Here is a 15,229-nt window from a genome sequence, read left to right as displayed (position 1 = left end):
CTGGATAGCCTGTGTTTCGTCTTGGCGTTCCTGACATCATAAGGATGAATGATTTGACTGAGATCTTGTCGCTACCTGCTTGCTGATCACTTTTTGCAGTGTCTCCAGCCAGGTACCTGCAATCTCATGTTTCGTTGCAAAAGTGTAAATACTGACTAGTTCATTTAGTTTTGCCACGTTCATCAGCTTATCTCCAAGCCTCATGATCTGCTCATCTGTAATATCCTTCTCAAAAGCCGAGGGCAGTGGCTTGCCGGCTGCGCGAAAGTTCAGGATGGTCCGAATACACTTTTCGCACACGCAACAGTTCGCGCCTGTCTGCGGCCCTTCCCAGCAGACTCGCAGATTATTGACACACTCCAAAGTCTCTGAGATGTGCATTACTTTCTCGGTTCTCGAAAAAGCATGTCCTTCAGCCATGATAGAGAAGATATCACTGGAAAGCATGTGATCGGATATGGGATTAGAGCCCCAAGGCAGAGTCAGTGCGTCGTATCTCGCGTCACTGCTGAGTATGCCTATGGAATGACTGCCATTGAATTGATGTAATACACCAGCGAAAGCGGCTGCAAAGTTCTGCTCCCAGTCGGGCAGCGCCAGCCTTGCGTTGGTCTTGACGCAGACGAGAGGAATATTTGTTGCCGCAAGAATCTTGCGGCAACTTTTGGCGGCTTGGTCAAAAGCTGCCTGAGCCTCAAGACGAATGTCAAATCCATGCACGAGAACGGCAGCATCAATGTTTACGTGATATTTTCCAGGGGATCGATTAACGTGCTTGAAGAGGCTGAAACAGCTATCCACCCCTCCTGAGAAGAGAAGAACTGCTGACTGGCCAGTGTCAACCACTACTTTCTTGTCAATGTGGTCTGCATTGATATCCACGCATTGATATAGATTGGGAAACCATGAGCAAAAAACATGTTGAAACTCTTCGAGATTACGCATCAGGGATTGGCTTGCGCTTCCATGAACATAAATGTCTCTGCCGGTCTTCATGGATGCAAAAAGAACGGCCACTATTGCAAAGTCTAAATTTGCAGTCGACTTAGAATGGCCGAAAAATTCGTAGTAGATGGAATCCCTTGAGATGGATCTGTTGTTATCGAAGCACTCGATTGTGAGATCTCTTCTCAGCACATTGCCGGATGATCTTTCGTCAAGAAATAGGTGAACACTTTTCGACATGAGCCAGCTTGATCTGTCGGGATTCTATCTTGAGATTGGCATCAGTGTGATTGGCTGAAATCCAATGACTTGAATCTGCTGTGCCGATAGGCAGCTACGCCAGCACTATGGAAACTGCTGCGAAACTAGCTATGTGCAATATGCTGCCATGCCAGTCGGTTGATGATCTTCTGCTGTCACCACAGAGAGCATATGGCCACATCGTATTGCTATTGGCCGTGAATAGAAGAGTGTCCTCAGTGACTGCTCCAACGTTGAGAGGTCATCTTGTGTGCTTGCGCCGTTAGGGAGGCCACGACATCGCTATCATTGACAGTGCTGGAAAATTTGCAGTCAAAGCTTACGACCGGATCACAGGCCGTGTAAGTTATCGCCTCTTCGTAAATTAAAAAGTCGGCAACGCACCGAGTTGGCCGATACAACTTCTTTAGATCAAGACAAGTAGAGTCGCGCAGAAAGCGATTGGCCAATCGTCGAGCAATCTTCTTCTTGATTAGATAGCCATAGGTCCCCCAGAATTCGTGCTCCCAACGGATGAAAGGGATGTCATGGTCAGCCAGCTCAAGCAGGCGTGTTAGGAAGCTTGGGTTATTTGTTCCAAGCTGAATGATCTCCCAGTCCGCGGGAAGTTGCTTGAGGAAAGCAGCCGAATTAAAGTCATCACGAAGAATGGCGTCATCTTCAAGCACAAGAAAGACTTGGTTGTTTGGACCGCTTTCGCTGGCAAGAAGTTTAAACAGCATCAAATGACTGGACAGACACGCGAGTTGAGCTGGGCGATTATATACAGGCATGTCAGTGCTAACTTGTGGCAGTGTCTCAGGCGTGATTGCTTTGAAGAAAAAGCAGTCAAGCCCCGCCTGCGCAAGTCTTGCATTGATGATCTCTTGGCGCTGAGAATTTCCTTCAATCGAAATGCACCAAGCATGCTGTAATCCTAGCCTCTGCCATGGAGAGACAGACTTGCCTTTGGGAGTATTTCTTTCGCCGTCAGCCCGATTGGCACCGGCAATGGCTTGCTCGTAGCGCGATAATATAGATCTCAGGTGTCTTATCACATTGGCTTGCAGTGCAGCGCCAACTGGCCGGAGCTGATCGGTATCGCCAGCGGCTTTGAGCGTTCGAAAATCAGGCCGATGATTATTGTGAGAGATGCAAAGAATCGTGTGATCTGGATCTAGCAGTACCAGTGGTAGCGTGAAGTCCTTCAGGAAACTTTTTTCCTCGCCGGAGGTGACACTGTCGGAGCAGCGCGTTTGCAGCAATAGTTCCCGCTTGAAGGCCCAGGTGGCCGCCGTAGCCTGGTTGCTGCCAAACGGGCCAGCCAGCCACAGCTCTCGCTCCGGCAGGAACAGCACTGGCAGCTGATTGCAGCCCGCCATCAAGCCATCGCCTCCGCTGAGTCGTTGCACCGCATGGGCCACCCGGCCGGTCGGGTAATAATCAGTATCGTCCATCACCACGATGATCTCGCCGCTGCAGAATCCATGGCTGAGATTGCGCACCTGGCCCAACGGCAGCCTCTGCTTCAGGCGCTCATAGCGAATCGTGAGACCCTGGTGGGGATCCGGCTGAAAAGCTTGTGTGCTGTCGTCGCTGTTGTCTACGATCACCCATTCCAGCAGTTCGCGAGGATAGGTCTGTGTCAAGATCTGCTGCTGCAAGAGTGGCAGCAGTCCGGCAGGACCATGCGTGACCGTGCAGAGACTCACGCGTGGAAGCTGCACTGGATGCTGCGCGGCAGACTGATTCACCTGTCACTTTGGTAGACGACGTGATTCATGGCTGGTTGCCATCGATAGGAGATTAGCGCATGTATTGGAGGGTTAGAGATTGGCAATCATCGAAAATGTGTTCTGGTCTTGGACAGAAAAACAATGGCGTACATATGCTCCTGCTTTCTGCCAGGCTGACCAGTCTCTCGGCACGGGCTCGCGCCCGCGACGAGCCTGTGCAACTGGAGAAAGACCTCAGCGACACCAGGCTCGGTGCCTGCAGCCGCGAGCGTGACCTGCGTCCTTGGACGGTGATCGATGCAGGCGTCACACAGCCAAGCAGGCAGCCCCACGCGAGCGAACCAGTCAGCCGTTGAAGAGCGACTCAGACCGAAACGGTGATCCCGGCCTGATTCTGCTGCTCAGACTGTTGTTCAGCCAGCACCTCAGCCAGACCCTCAAGATCCGCATCGGTGATCTTGGTCTGCATCGGGCAATGCTTGGGTCCACACATCGAGCAGAACTCGGCCTGCTTGTAGATATCGGCCGGCAGGGTTTCGTCGTGGTACTCGCGGGCCCGTTCCGGATCCAGCGAAAGATCGAACTGCCTGTTCCAGTCGAAGGCGTAGCGGGCCCGGCTGAGTTCGTCGTCGCGGTCGCGGGCACCGGGGCGATGGCGGGCGATATCGGCGGCGTGGGCGGCGATCTTGTAGGCGATCAGGCCATTGCGCACGTCTTCCGGGTTGGGCAGACCCAGGTGCTCCTTGGGCGTCACGTAGCAGAGCATGGCCGTGCCATACCAGCCGGCCATGGCCGCGCCGATGGCGCTGGTGATGTGGTCGTAACCAGGGGCGATATCGGTCACCAAGGGACCGAGCACGTAAAAGGGTGCCTCGGAACAGTCCTCCATCTGCTTGCGGACGTTGAACTCGATCTGGTCCATGGGCACATGACCCGGACCCTCCACCATCACCTGGATGTCGTGGGCCCAGGCGCGGCGGGTGAGTTCTCCGAGGGTCTTGAGTTCGGCCAGCTGGGCCTCATCGGAGGCATCGTGCAGGCAGCCGGGCCGCAGGGAATCACCGAGCGAGAAGCTGCAGTCGTAGCGTTTGAAGATCTCGCAGATGTCGTCGAAGCGGGTGAACAGCGGATTCTGCTTGTGGTGGTAAAGCATCCACTGGGCCAGGATGCCACCACCGCGGCTCACGATGCCGGTGAGGCGTCCCTTCACCTTGGGCAGATGCTCAATCAGCAGACCGGCGTGGATGGTCTGATAGTCAACCCCCTGCTGGCAGTGCTTTTCAATGATGTGGAGGAAATCATCTTCCGAGAGCTTCTCGATCGAGCCGTGCACACTCTCGAGAGCCTGATAGACGGGCACCGTGCCGATCGGCACCGGCGACGCCTGGATAATCGCCGTGCGCACCTCATCCAGGTTGACGCCACCGGTGGAGAGATCCATCACGGTATCGGCGCCATACTTCACCGCCAGCTCGAGCTTCTTCAGCTCTTCGCTCACATCACTGGCATTGGGGGAAGCACCGATGTTGGCGTTCACCTTGCACTTGCTGGCGATGCCGATCGCCATCGGCTCCAGATTCTCGTGGTTGATGTTGGCGGGGATGATCATGCGACCCCGCGCCACCTCCTCCATCACCAGTGATTCGGGCAGGTTTTCCCGCTGGGCCACAAAGGCCATTTCCTCGGTAACCACACCCTGACGGGCGTAGTGCATCTGGCTCACATTGGCGTGACCACGACGCTTCTCAATCCAGGCGCTGCGCATGAGGGGGCGGGCAAAGGTGGACAACATCCCAGCGGACCGATGCAGAACAACGGACACGGACGGATTGGGGCGCAGCTGGAGTTCGTTCTCACTTCCCTGCGCCGGCATGACCCGGATCAGGTTCGGAGGGTGTGATCTCAGCCCTGGGCAGACAGCCGGGAAGGCGTTTGCCGGGCACCCCTAGTGACTTTGGAAACCTAGCAAGGCTGAAACGAAGAGGAGGCTGATCAGCTGCCCTGCAGACCGTTGAGAGCCGCCGCGACGACGCGATGGTCGGGGTCCTGCTGCAGTTCCACCAGCAGACGACGGGCGACGTCGCTGGACGGTGCCGCTGCGGAGGCCGGTGCCAGGGACGATGGCAGACCCGGCTTCTGTACCAGCCGTCCGAGGATCTCGGCACCCCCCACCCGTACGGTGCCGTCGCCATCGGCGATCGCCAGCTGGGCAAGATCGAGCAGCCAGGCATCCGGCATCTCCGGATGTTCGGCCAGGGCCGAAAGGATGCTGCAGCGCACCAGCCACTGGTGATCCACCACAAAAGCCTGGCGCACCAGAGGCCAGGCCTCAACATGGCCATAGCTCACCAGGGAATTGGCGGCTTCGGCGCGCACGTTGGCGTCCTCATCGTGCTGAAGGGCCTGCACCAGGGCCTGGCGGGCGGCATCGCTGCGTTTGATCCCCAGGCCGGCGCAACTGAGCGAGCGGATCATGAAGGTGGTCTGTTCCAGACCCAGCAGCAGCAGGGGAATGGCCTGCTCCGCCGGCACCTGCCTCAGTCCCGCCAGTGCGGGCATGGCCCGGCTGGGGTCGCCGGAGGCGATTGCCTGGCGCAGGGCATCAAGATCGATCGACTCAGCCATTGTCCTGTCTTAGGTCACCCAGGAGCTGGGCGCGACGTCGGCGGCGGCCCACCAGGCTGGAGGCCTGCAGCCCCACCCCGATCAACAGGGCCGGAATCGCCTGCAACCGGTCTGCCCCCTGGCGCAGCAGCAGCGCCACCAGGGCCAGCAGGATCAGCAGAAGCGACGACAGCGCCAGCAACGGGCGGACTGTTCGAGCCGGCGAGCCGGCGGGAGGAAGCGTCATGCCAACGGGCCGGCACTGGCCTGGCGCTCCATCCAGCGCAGCAGGCTGAGGGTGAGCACCTTCACCCCGACAGCCAGGGCTGCTTCATCCGGCGCGAAGGTGTTGCTGTGCAGGGGCGTGCAACCCGTGGCACCGGCCACCCCGAGGCGGAACATGGTGCCGCGGGTGCCCTGCTGCAGCTCGGCAAAATCCTCCGCCCCCAGCGAGGGCTGCTCCAGCCAGCGCACCTGATCGCGTCCCAGCAGTTCGGTGGCGGCCTCCGCCACAAGCTCGGTGAGTTCCGGATCGTTGTGCACCGGCGGTGAGATGCAGCGGTAGCGCACCCGGGCTTCGCCGCCATGGCCCCGGCAGAGGGCCTGGACCGTGTCCTCGATCCAGCCAGGCAGCTGGGAATGGAGCTCCAGATCCAGGCAGCGCACGGTGCCGAGCAGACGCACGTGATCGGCGATCACGTTGAAGGCCTTGCCCCCCTCGATCCGGCCGAAGCTCACCACCACGGGATGGAGTGCATCGAGCCGCCGGCTGATCGCCTCCTGCAGACCACTCACCACCCGCGCCGCGATCCAGATGGCATCGGTGGACTGGTGCGGGCGGGCGCCATGACCTCCTTCGCCGAGCACCTCCACCTCCAGCTCGCCGGCTGCGGCGGTGAGGCTGCCGCAGCGCACCCCGATCGAACCCACCGCCAGGCTGGGGAACACGTGCACACCGAACAGGGCCTGTACCCCCTCCATGGCGCCATCGGCCCGCATCCAGGCTGCACCCTGGGCCGTCTCTTCGGCGGGCTGGAACAGCAGCCGCACCCGCGCCGTCAGCAGCCCGGCAAGGGGAGCCAGCACGTGCGCCACCCCCAGTCCCACGGCGGTGTGCAGATCGTGGCCGCAGGCATGCATCAGCCCCTGGCGGGTGGAGGCGTAGTCGAGGCCGGTGCGCTCCTCCACCGGCAGGGCATCCATGTCGACCCGCAGGGCCACCAGGGGCACGTCCGGCCCCTCAGGCCCCAGTTCGGCCAGCACGCCGGTGCGGCCCACCCCCTCACGTACCCGCCAGCCCCAGCGACGCAGCTCGCCGGCCACCAGGGCAGCGGTCTGCTGCTCATGGCCGCTGAGCTCGGGATGGCGGTGGATGTGGCGGCGCAGCTGAATCAGCTCCGGCAAGACCTCGGCCAGGCTGGCCTCGAGGCCGAGACGCTGCCAGTCGGCCAGCGGATGGGCACCGCAACCGGGCGCCGCGGCTCGGGGGGTGTCGGATCCGGTGGCGAGGGGCAGGGGCATCGAGGGGATTGTCAGGAGGCCAGAGCCAGGAACTGGGCCAGAGCCTGCACGGGCACGGGTGGCCAGCGCCGTATCCGCAACAGCCATTCTTCCTGGCGATAGCGCGGATCGAGACCGGAGGCCGCCGCCCAGTTGCTCTCGGCTTCCCCCTGAGCCCCCTGCCGCCAGAGCAGGGCGGTGAGACCGGCGCGGGCATCGGCGAACAGGGGGTAACGGCGGATCAGCTGGCGGAACTGGCGTTCGGCGGCCTCGAGATCCCCCAGCTGGAAAGCGGCCAGGGCAGCACTGGAGCGAGCCATGGCGAAACCGGGACGGGCCAGGTCAGCCGCGTCATAGCAGCGTCGCGCCTCGGTCCAGTCGCCCTGGGAGCCGCGCACGTTGCCGAGGTTGTAGAGCGCCGAGGCGTCAGCGGGATCCCGCTCCAGGATCCAGGTGTAGTCGGCGGCGGCGGCCTGCCAGCGCTGCAGTGCCTCCTCGGCCGTTCCCCGGTTGAGGTGGGGATCGGGGTTGAGCGGATCGAGCGCCATGGCGCGGCCCTGGTCTTCGATGGCGCCCTCGGGGTCGCCCAGGGCCAGCCGCACATTGCCGCGGTTGCTCCAGGCCGCGGCCTGGCTGGGGTCCTGTTCCAGCACACCATCCCAGAGAATCAGGGCTTCGCTGAAGCGGCCGTCGCGGCTGGCGGCCAGGGCCTGCTCGAACTGCTCGGGCAGGCTCACGCCAGGCCTGGCTGAGATCGGAGCGGCAGCGAGGGCCGGCAGGGGTAGCAGCAGGATCAGGGCCAGCGCCACCGCCAGGATCAGCAGAGCCGCGGCCAGATGACGCCCAGCCCCGCCCGGGGTCGCCGGTGACGGCATGGCGGAGTCGGTGGTGTCCGTGGCGTCGGTGGCCACAGTGGCGTCAGTCATCGCGGCCCCTCCGCGCCGAGCTGGGCCGCGCCAGGGCCAGAGCCGGCCGCGGCGAGATGGGCACGACCCGCCTCGGTCACCACCCGACCCCGTGGGGTGCGCTGCAGAAAACCCAGCTGCAGCAGGTAGGGCTCCACCACCGCTTCCAGGGTGGTGGGGTCTTCACCGAGGCCCGCCGCCAGGGTGTCGAGCCCCACCGGCCCGCCTCCATACCCCTCCAGCAGCAGGCCGAGCAGGCGCCGGTCGCTGGCATCGAGACCGCGCCCATCGACCCGATGCAGCCGCAGAGCCTGATCCACCAGGGTCGCGTTGATGCGGCCATGACCCGCCACCTCCGCCACGTCGCGCACACGGCGCAGCAGCCGGTTGGCGATGCGGGGCGTGCCCCTGCAGCGACGCGCCACCTCGAGCGCGGCTTCCGGCTCCAGCGCGATCGCCAGCAGCCCCGCCGCCCGCTGCACGATCGCCTGCAGATCGGGCAGGTCGTAGAACTCGAGCCGCTGGATCAGGCCGAAACGGTCCCGCAGGGGTGAACTCAGGGCGCCGGCTCTGGTGGTGGCCCCCACCAGGGTGAACGGCGCCACCGGCAGGCTGCGGGTGCGGGCCATGGCGCCCTTGCCCACGGTGAGATCCAGGCGGAAGTCTTCCATCGCCGGGTAGAGGATTTCCTCCGCCACCCGGTTGAGCCGGTGGATTTCGTCGATGAACAGCAGATCGTGGGGCTGAAGGTTGACCAGCAGCCCCACGATGTCGCGCGGGCGCTCCAGGGCAGGGGCGCTGGTGATCCGGCAGCGCACGCCCAATTCCTCGGCCAGCACCAGGGCCATGGTGGTCTTGCCCAGGCCCGGCGGGCCATGCAGCAGCACGTGATCGAGGGCCTCCTGGCGGCTGCGGGTGGCCTCCACCGCGATGCCGAGCACCTGCTTGAGTTCGTGCTGGCCGATGTAATCGGCCAGGCGTTTCGGCCGCAGCCCGTCTTCCCGCAGCACTGGAGCGGTCTGTTCACCCGTGTCGGGGGCGGCTGGATCGACCAGCCGGGCGGCGACACTGCCCCGGCGGGGAGCCGCACCTGCGCCGGAGGAGACGATCGCCATGGTTGGAGGGTACCGGCCGCTGCCTAGGGTCGGGGGGTAGGCGATACCCAACGGACAGGCGGCAGGGAGATGGCGAAGGGCGGAGGAAAGAAAGCCGCCAAGGCACGGCGCGATGCCGCCAACCGGCTGCTGGCCGACAACCGCTTTGCCCGGCACCAGTACGAGATCCTCGAAACCCTCGAATGCGGCATCGAGCTGCTGGGCACCGAGGTGAAATCGGTGCGGGCGGGCCAGGCGAATCTGCGCGATGGCTTCTGCCTGATCCGCAGCGGCGAGATCCAGCTGCACAACGTCCACATCTCGCCCCATAGCCACGCCGGCCGCTACTTCAACCACGAACCGTTGCGGGTGCGGCGGCTGCTGGCCCACCGGCGCGAAATCGACAAGCTGCGCAGTGCCCTCGACCAGAAGGGCCTCACCCTGATCCCTCTTAATTTGCATCTGAAGGGCTCATGGATCAAGGTGACCCTCGGCCTCGGCAAGGGCCGCAAGCTGCACGACAAGCGCCACGAAGAGAAGAGCAAGCAGGAGGCCAAAGAGGCCCGGGCGGCCATCGCCCGCCTCTGATCAGCACCAGCCCCTGGGCTCAGGGGGTGTCGGTGGGCGGCGGTGGTGGCTGGATCGGGGCTGTGGATGGAACCGTGGGACGGATGGGGGCCGCAGAGCCGGGTGTCGGGGATGGGGTGGAGCTCTGCTCCTGAGGCGCGCCAGGGATGCGCGTCTCGGGTGGCTCGGCCTCGGGAACGGCGTTCTGGGGCTCTGGTTCCGGCTCCTGGGGGGGTGGCGGATCAGCTCGCAGCGACAGGGTGATCTGGGCCGGCGCCAGCCCCTCGTTCGTGACCAGCAACTGCACGGGCGAGCGGGCCTGCGCCGGCAGACTCACCACGCGCAAAGGACCACTGGCCTCGAGCACACTGCCATCGGCGGCGAATACGGCCATCTGCATCAGGGGTGAGCCGTTCACGCCAAGCACCAGGCGGTGGTTGGCGGGGAGCTGGATCGGAAACAGACGGGCACCACCGGCGTCCACATCGGCCGAGAGGGCCTGAACGTCCTGGGATCGGGTCTTGATCGGCTCGATCCGCATGCCGGCCAGGCCCTGCTCCGCAGCGGCGTACCAGAGCTGGCGGAAGGGCTCCGGCGGAATCTCGGTGCCGATGCGACCGGGCAGCAGGTTCTGGGCGCTGCCGGAGACGAGCTGGCGCAGCACGGCGGAACTGAGGCCCTGCCCCACCAGAGCCTGCTGCCGCTGCTCCCAGTCGGCCTGGCTGTAGGTGCCGAGGCGGCGACGCACCGCCAGTGGCAACTGCTCTACCCGTGCCAGCCATTCTTCGGCCAGTTCGTTCCACACCTTGCGCAGCGGCGCGTCTTCGCTGGAATCGCTGGGCAGCCGTCCGCGCCGCTCCGGGAACTGGGCCAGCAGGCTGGCATCCACGAGCCGCAGGAACCAGGGCCGATCCACCTGCATGGCCCGCAACCGATTGAGCAGCTGCTGACGTTGGTCCACCTCCTCGGGGGGCAGGCTCTCGCCGGCGGCCAGACTCGCCTCCGGGATCCTGGGGGCGGCCGTGCGGCCGCGGCTCAGCCACCACCAACCGCCGGCCGTGCCCACGATGGCCGAGAACACCAGGGCCAGCACCACCGGCCAGACGCCGTTCTCGGCCTCCTCCTCCTTGGCCTCCTGGCGGCTGCGCCGCGGGGCCGCCGCCCCCATGGCGGGCAGCGGCTGGCTCTCGGCCAGGCCGACAAGGGGCAGTTCCGGCGCGACGGGACCAGGCAGCGGTGACGGTGCAGGCGCCACCAGCACCAGCGTGCGATCCGCGCGGGGCACCGGGCCGGTGCTGTCCGGCATGGGGAGAGCCTGCAGTGCGGCCAGAGCCTGGGCGGCGCTGGCGAACCGGCTGGCCGGATCCCGCTGCAGCAGTCGCTCCAGCTGGAGGCGCAGCTCTGGTTCGGCGTCGAGGGTCGCCGGCCAGCGCCAGACCAGGCTGACCGGATCGAGCAGGGAGGCCGGCGGCTCGCCGCTCAGCAGCACCAGGGCCGTGACGCCGAGGGCATGCAGATCCATCCAGGGCTGAGCTGCGCCGCCCTGGGCCAGCTCCGGGGGCGCATAGCCCGCTGTGGCCACGACGCCGCCGCCCACCAGGCCGAAATCCAGCAGCACCGGCTGGCCATCCCGATCGCGGCGCAGCAGATTGGCCGGACAGAGATCGCCGTGGACCAGCTCCTGGCTGTGCAGGGCCACCAGCACCGGCAGCAGCTGGCGAAGCAGCAGCAGCAGCTCCCCCCCGCCGAACACAAGCTGGCGCTCGGCGCGGGCCTCGAGCAGCTCCTGGTAGGTGCGCCCGTCCTGCCACTCCCGCACCAGCCAGAGGTCATCGCCAGCGGTGATCGCGCCACCGAAACGCGGCACCTGCGGATGGAGCACCGTCTGCAGCTGGCTCCAGCGGCGCCGAGCACCCTCCTGATCCGCCGCAGGACCCAGCTGGCGCAGGGCCATCAAGGCCCCGCCAGCCAGCTGGTCACTGGCCCGCCATAACCGCCCCTGAACCGGGGCGGCGTCATCGCTGGGGGCACTGAGGCACTGCTCCAGCTGGTAGCGCTCGCCGATCAGATGGCCAACCTCCGGCGGAGCAGGCGCCTCGGCGGGGCTGGGATCGGAAGGGGTCGCCATCAGGACGGGGATTGAGCGCCGTCGCGGTCGGGCTGATGCAGACCGCGGCTCTCCAGCCAAGCGCGGTCGTAGAGCCGCGAACGGTAGCGGTCACCGCTATCGCACAGCACGGTCACGATGCGATGGCCAGGCCCGAGGCGGCGGGCCGTTTCCACGGCCGCGGCCACGTTGATGCCCACCGAGCCGCCCAGAAAAAGACCCTCCTGCCAGAGCAGCTGGTAGATCGTGTCGAGGGCGGCCTGATCGTCGATGCGCACGGCGTCATCGATCGGCGCCCCTTCCAGGTTGGCGGTGACGCGGCTGTTGCCGATGCCCTCGGTGATCGAGCGGCCCTCGGCCTGCAGTGCGCCGGTCCTGGCCCAGCTGTAGAGGGCGCTGCCGTGGGGATCGGCCAGCACGCAGCGCACCGCCGGATTCTTCTCCTTGAGATAAAGGGCCACGCCGGCGTAGGTGCCCCCCGTGCCGGTGGCGGCCACCCAGGCATCCACCCGACCTTCGGTCTGCTCCCAGATTTCCGGAGCGGTGCTGTTGTAGTGGGCGCGGCGATTGGCCAGATTGTCGAACTGGTTGGCCCAGACGGCTCCGGGGGTTTCGGCGGCGATGCGGCCCGAGAGTCTCACGTAGTTGTTCGGGTCGCGGTAGGGCACCGCCGGCACGGTGCGCACTTCGGCGCCGAGGCTGCGCAGCAGGCCGATCTTCTCGGCCGACTGGGTGTCCGGAATCACGATCAGGGCCCTGTAACCGCGGGCATTGCAGAGGTGGGTCAGACCGATGCCGGTGTTGCCCGCCGTGCCCTCCACCACTGTGCCGCCGGGCTGCAACAGCCCCTGCTCCTCCGCTTCCAGCAGGATGCCGAGGGCGGCCCGATCCTTGACGGAGCCGCCGGGGTTCATGAACTCGGCCTTGCCGAGGATGTCGCAACCGGTGAGGGCGCTCAGGGCCGCCAGGCGGATCAGGGGGGTGTGGCCGACTGCGCCGACAAACCCCTCAGTCGTACCGCCCATCGCGCTGGCCTTCTCGAACAACGTTGCTGTGGGCGGATCGTAGGCAACTCCCTAGGGTCAGCCCAGAGGGCACGGCAGTGATGGTTCCCCGGACGGGCACGGCGAGTGGACGGCCATCGCTGGTGACCCTGCGGCAGCGGCTGCGGCAGGTGCGCCAGATCAGCGAGCGCCTGATCGCTCCGCTGGAACCGGAAGACCTCTGCCTGCAGGGCATGGCCGACGCCAGTCCGCCCAAGTGGCACCTGGGCCACACCACCTGGTTCTTCGAGGAATTCCTGCTGCGGCCGGCACAGACCAGCGGCGCAGCGGCCCCGGAGCTGTGGCGTTATCTGTTCAACAGCTACTACGACGCCGTGGGAGCGCGCCATCCGCGGCCGCAGCGGGGTCTGCTCAGCCGACCACCGATCGACGCGGTGCTGGCCTGGCGGCAGCAGGTGGATCAGGCCCTCGAGCTCCTGCTCGACCGAGTGGAGGTCTGGCCCGAGGAACGGGCGCGCCCCACGCTGGCGCTGCTCGAACTGGGGTTGCAACACGAGCAGCAGCATCAGGAGCTGCTGCTGATGGACCTGCTCGACGGGTTCAGCCGCAATCCCCTGGAGCCGGCCTACCGCGGCACTGGTGGCCGTGACCGGCCCAAGACAGCCGCTGCACTGATCAGCGATGGCCTCGACAACAGCGCGGTGGCCGTGCCCGCCTGGCACGACGACCCCGAAGGCCGCTTCCGCGCCCTGGCGCGCGCGCACGACGGCCCTGGCCACGAAGGCGCCGCTGCAGGCGGCGGCAGTGGGCTGGCTGGCTGGCTGAGCTTCGCTGAGGGCCTGGTGGCGATCGGCCACCTGCCGGGCAGCGGCGGCCCCGAGGGTTCGCCCGGCGGGTTCGCCTTCGATCACGAGGGCCCCCGTCACCGCGTCTGGTTGGAGGGCTTCCAGATCGCCGAGCGGCTTGTGACCAACGCCGAGATGGCCGCCTTCATCGCCGCTGGGGGTTACGAGCAGCCCGAGTGGTGGATGAGCGAAGGCTGGGCGGTGGCCCGCGACCGCGGCTGGCGGGCTCCCCGCTACTGGCGCGGCGACGACGAATTCACGCTCGCGGGCCGGCAGCCGCGGGATCCCCAGGCCCCGGTGCGGCACCTCAGCTGGTTTGAGGCCGATGCCTACGCCCGCTGGGCCGGGGCGCGGCTGCCCAGCGAAGCCGAGTGGGAAGTGGCGGCCGCCAGCGGCCGCCTGCCCCAGGCTTTCGGCCTGCTCTGGCAGTGGACCGCCAGTCCCTACCGGCCGTACCCGGGCTTCCAGCCCGCGGCCGGCGCCGTGGGCGAATACAACGGCAAATTCATGAGCTCCCAGATGGTGTTGCGCGGCAGCGGTTTCCTGACGCCACCGGATCACCAGCGGCTTACCTACCGGAACTTCTATCCACCCGCCAGTCGCTGGATGGCGGCCGGACTGCGGCTGGCCCGCGATGGCGCCATGCGGGCCGGGGAGGCGGCATGAGGGCCCACCTCGAGCAGCGTCAGCCGGACTGCAGCCGCCGCTTCATCGACCTCCATCCGCAGCAGGCCGACATGGCCCGCCTGGTGCGCCAGGGCATGGCCCGCAAGCCGCGGCAGCTGCCCGCCTGGCTGCTCTACGACGCCGAGGGTTCGCGGCTGTTCGAGGCGATCGGCGCCCAGCCGGAATACAGCCTTACCCGCACCGAGACAGCCCTTCTGGAAGACATGGCGCCGCAGCTGGCGGCGGCCCTGGGCGCCGGCGTGCTGGTGGAATTCGGCGCCGGTAACGCCCGCAAGGTGGGTCCGTTGCTGAACGCTCTGCGGCCGGCCGCCTACGTGGCCCTCGACATCAGCGCCGACCACCTGGCCGACGCCTGCGACGCCCTGCAACGGCGCCATCCGCCCGTGCCGGTGCTGGGCATCTGCTGCGACTACAGCCAGCTGGAGCAGCTGCCCGCCCATCCCCTGCTGGAAGGTCAGCCGTTGCTGGGCTTCTACCCGGGTAGCTCCCTGGGCAACTTCGATCCGGAGGAGGCCCGCGCCCTGCTGCGCCAGTTCGCCCGGCTGCTGGGCCCGAGCGGTCGCCTGCTGATCGGCATCGATCAGCCCAAGGCACCGCAGCGGCTGGAGGCCGCCTACGACGACGCGGCGGGGGTCTCGGCCGCCTTCGCCTTCAACTTGCTGGCCCGGCTCAATCGGGATCTGCAGGGCAGCTTCGACCCCACCCAGTTCCGCTACCAGGCCCGCTGGCAGCCGCAGCACAGCCGCATCGCCATGGCGCTGGTGAGCCGGCGGGAGCAGATGGTGCAGCTGGCCGGATCCAGCTGGCCGTTCGCTGCCGGGGAGCCGCTGATCACCGAATACAGCCACAAGTACACGCCTGAGGCGTTCGCGGCGCTGGCGGCCGACGCCGGCTGGCGGGGCACCCGCCGTTGGAGCGATCCGGCCAACGACCTGTCCCTGCACCTGCTGGTGCAGGCAGACTCGGAACCAGCGACAACGGTGGGGCGATGAGCC

Annotated in this window: 13 protein-coding genes and 1 riboswitch; of the genes, 3 read left to right on the top strand and 10 right to left on the bottom strand. The window is 65.8% G+C overall.

Annotated elements, in window-relative coordinates; genetic code table 11:
- Nucleotides 1-36: 36 nt before the first annotated feature.
- From VB777_RS01215 to ruvB, 8 genes are all read right to left on the bottom strand, one after another.
- Nucleotides 37-1,017 carry a hypothetical protein gene (locus tag VB777_RS01215; RefSeq protein WP_323246525.1) on the bottom strand — a complete coding sequence of 327 codons (981 nt, stop codon included), beginning with the start codon at nucleotides 1,015-1,017 and terminating at the stop codon, nucleotides 37-39.
- Between the two features lie 404 nt (nucleotides 1,018-1,421).
- Complete coding sequence (locus VB777_RS01210) at nucleotides 1,422-2,939, bottom strand: glycosyltransferase family 25 protein (protein ID WP_323246523.1); 1,518 nt, start codon at nucleotides 2,937-2,939, stop codon at nucleotides 1,422-1,424.
- A 346-nt stretch (nucleotides 2,940-3,285) separates the two neighbouring features.
- Nucleotides 3,286-4,686 (bottom strand): phosphomethylpyrimidine synthase ThiC, encoded by a 1,401-nt coding sequence (gene thiC / locus VB777_RS01205; protein WP_197158963.1) that lies wholly within the window; start codon nucleotides 4,684-4,686, stop codon nucleotides 3,286-3,288.
- A gap of 76 nt (nucleotides 4,687-4,762) precedes the next feature.
- Nucleotides 4,763-4,878, bottom strand: a riboswitch (TPP riboswitch).
- 35 nt (nucleotides 4,879-4,913) lie between these two features.
- Nucleotides 4,914-5,546: a HEAT repeat domain-containing protein gene (locus tag VB777_RS01200; protein WP_323246521.1), complete on the bottom strand. Its 633-nt coding sequence runs from the start codon at nucleotides 5,544-5,546 to the stop codon at nucleotides 4,914-4,916.
- On the bottom strand, nucleotides 5,539-5,772 hold the full coding sequence (locus tag VB777_RS01195; protein ID WP_323246520.1) for a DUF3188 domain-containing protein: 234 nt from the start codon (nucleotides 5,770-5,772) through the stop codon (nucleotides 5,539-5,541). The genes VB777_RS01200 and VB777_RS01195 overlap by 8 nt, the downstream gene beginning before the upstream one ends.
- A complete protein-coding gene (locus VB777_RS01190; RefSeq protein WP_197171439.1) occupies nucleotides 5,769-7,046 on the bottom strand; it encodes an amidohydrolase in 1,278 nt (425 codons plus the stop codon). The genes VB777_RS01195 and VB777_RS01190 overlap by 4 nt, the downstream gene beginning before the upstream one ends.
- A gap of 11 nt (nucleotides 7,047-7,057) precedes the next feature.
- Nucleotides 7,058-7,900: a tetratricopeptide repeat protein gene (locus VB777_RS01185; protein ID WP_197172056.1), complete on the bottom strand. Its 843-nt coding sequence runs from the start codon at nucleotides 7,898-7,900 to the stop codon at nucleotides 7,058-7,060.
- 47 nt (nucleotides 7,901-7,947) lie between these two features.
- Nucleotides 7,948-9,045, bottom strand: coding sequence for a Holliday junction branch migration DNA helicase RuvB (ruvB, locus tag VB777_RS01180; protein WP_323246518.1), 1,098 nt, complete (start codon nucleotides 9,043-9,045; stop codon nucleotides 7,948-7,950).
- A 69-nt stretch (nucleotides 9,046-9,114) separates the two neighbouring features.
- Between ruvB and smpB the strand changes: the two genes are divergently transcribed.
- Complete coding sequence (smpB, locus tag VB777_RS01175; protein ID WP_197157634.1) at nucleotides 9,115-9,612, top strand: SsrA-binding protein SmpB; 498 nt, start codon at nucleotides 9,115-9,117, stop codon at nucleotides 9,610-9,612.
- 19 nt (nucleotides 9,613-9,631) lie between these two features.
- Here the strand turns inward: smpB and VB777_RS01170 are convergent, their stop codons facing one another.
- Together VB777_RS01170 and VB777_RS01165 are read right to left on the bottom strand one after the other, a co-directional pair.
- A complete protein-coding gene (locus tag VB777_RS01170; RefSeq protein ID WP_323246516.1) occupies nucleotides 9,632-11,719 on the bottom strand; it encodes a protein kinase domain-containing protein in 2,088 nt (695 codons plus the stop codon).
- A complete protein-coding gene (locus VB777_RS01165; RefSeq protein WP_197157630.1) occupies nucleotides 11,719-12,723 on the bottom strand; it encodes a cysteine synthase A in 1,005 nt (334 codons plus the stop codon). The genes VB777_RS01170 and VB777_RS01165 overlap by 1 nt, the downstream gene beginning before the upstream one ends.
- A gap of 80 nt (nucleotides 12,724-12,803) precedes the next feature.
- Here VB777_RS01165 and VB777_RS01160 point away from each other — a divergent pair, with 80 nt between their 5' ends.
- Nucleotides 12,804-14,213 (top strand): ergothioneine biosynthesis protein EgtB, encoded by a 1,410-nt coding sequence (locus tag VB777_RS01160; RefSeq protein WP_323246514.1) that lies wholly within the window; start codon nucleotides 12,804-12,806, stop codon nucleotides 14,211-14,213.
- On the top strand, nucleotides 14,210-15,226 hold the full coding sequence (gene egtD, locus VB777_RS01155; RefSeq protein WP_323246512.1) for an L-histidine N(alpha)-methyltransferase: 1,017 nt from the start codon (nucleotides 14,210-14,212) through the stop codon (nucleotides 15,224-15,226). Before VB777_RS01160 ends, egtD begins: the two co-directional genes overlap by 4 nt.
- Nucleotides 15,227-15,229 lie beyond the last annotated feature (3 nt).

Source organism: Synechococcus sp. CCY9202 (assembly GCF_034931685.1).
In the GTDB taxonomy this organism is placed as follows: Bacteria; Cyanobacteriota; Cyanobacteriia; order PCC-6307; family Cyanobiaceae; genus CBW1002.
The sequence above is the reverse complement of the archived record's forward strand: the minus strand, read 5'-3'. Positions and strand labels throughout refer to the sequence as shown.

Bases quoted from the DNA above. Each gene is read 5' to 3' on its own strand.
- thiC (WP_197158963.1), bottom strand. From the start codon at position 4,686: ATGCGCAGCGCCTGGATTGAGAAGCGTCGTGGTCACGCCAATGTGAGC.
- VB777_RS01200 (WP_323246521.1), bottom strand. From the start codon at position 5,546: ATGGCTGAGTCGATCGATCTTGATGCCCTGCGCCAGGCAATCGCCTCC.
- VB777_RS01195 (WP_323246520.1), bottom strand. From the start codon at position 5,772: ATGACGCTTCCTCCCGCCGGCTCGCCGGCTCGAACAGTCCGCCCGTTG.
- VB777_RS01190 (WP_197171439.1), bottom strand. From the start codon at position 7,046: ATGCCCCTGCCCCTCGCCACCGGATCCGACACCCCCCGAGCCGCGGCG.
- VB777_RS01185 (WP_197172056.1), bottom strand. From the start codon at position 7,900: ATGCCGTCACCGGCGACCCCGGGCGGGGCTGGGCGTCATCTGGCCGCG.
- ruvB (WP_323246518.1), bottom strand. From the start codon at position 9,045: ATGGCGATCGTCTCCTCCGGCGCAGGTGCGGCTCCCCGCCGGGGCAGT.
- smpB (WP_197157634.1), top strand. From the start codon at position 9,115: ATGGCGAAGGGCGGAGGAAAGAAAGCCGCCAAGGCACGGCGCGATGCC.
- VB777_RS01170 (WP_323246516.1), bottom strand. From the start codon at position 11,719: ATGGCGACCCCTTCCGATCCCAGCCCCGCCGAGGCGCCTGCTCCGCCG.
- VB777_RS01165 (WP_197157630.1), bottom strand. From the start codon at position 12,723: ATGGGCGGTACGACTGAGGGGTTTGTCGGCGCAGTCGGCCACACCCCC.
- VB777_RS01160 (WP_323246514.1), top strand. From the start codon at position 12,804: ATGGTTCCCCGGACGGGCACGGCGAGTGGACGGCCATCGCTGGTGACC.
- egtD (WP_323246512.1), top strand. From the start codon at position 14,210: ATGAGGGCCCACCTCGAGCAGCGTCAGCCGGACTGCAGCCGCCGCTTC.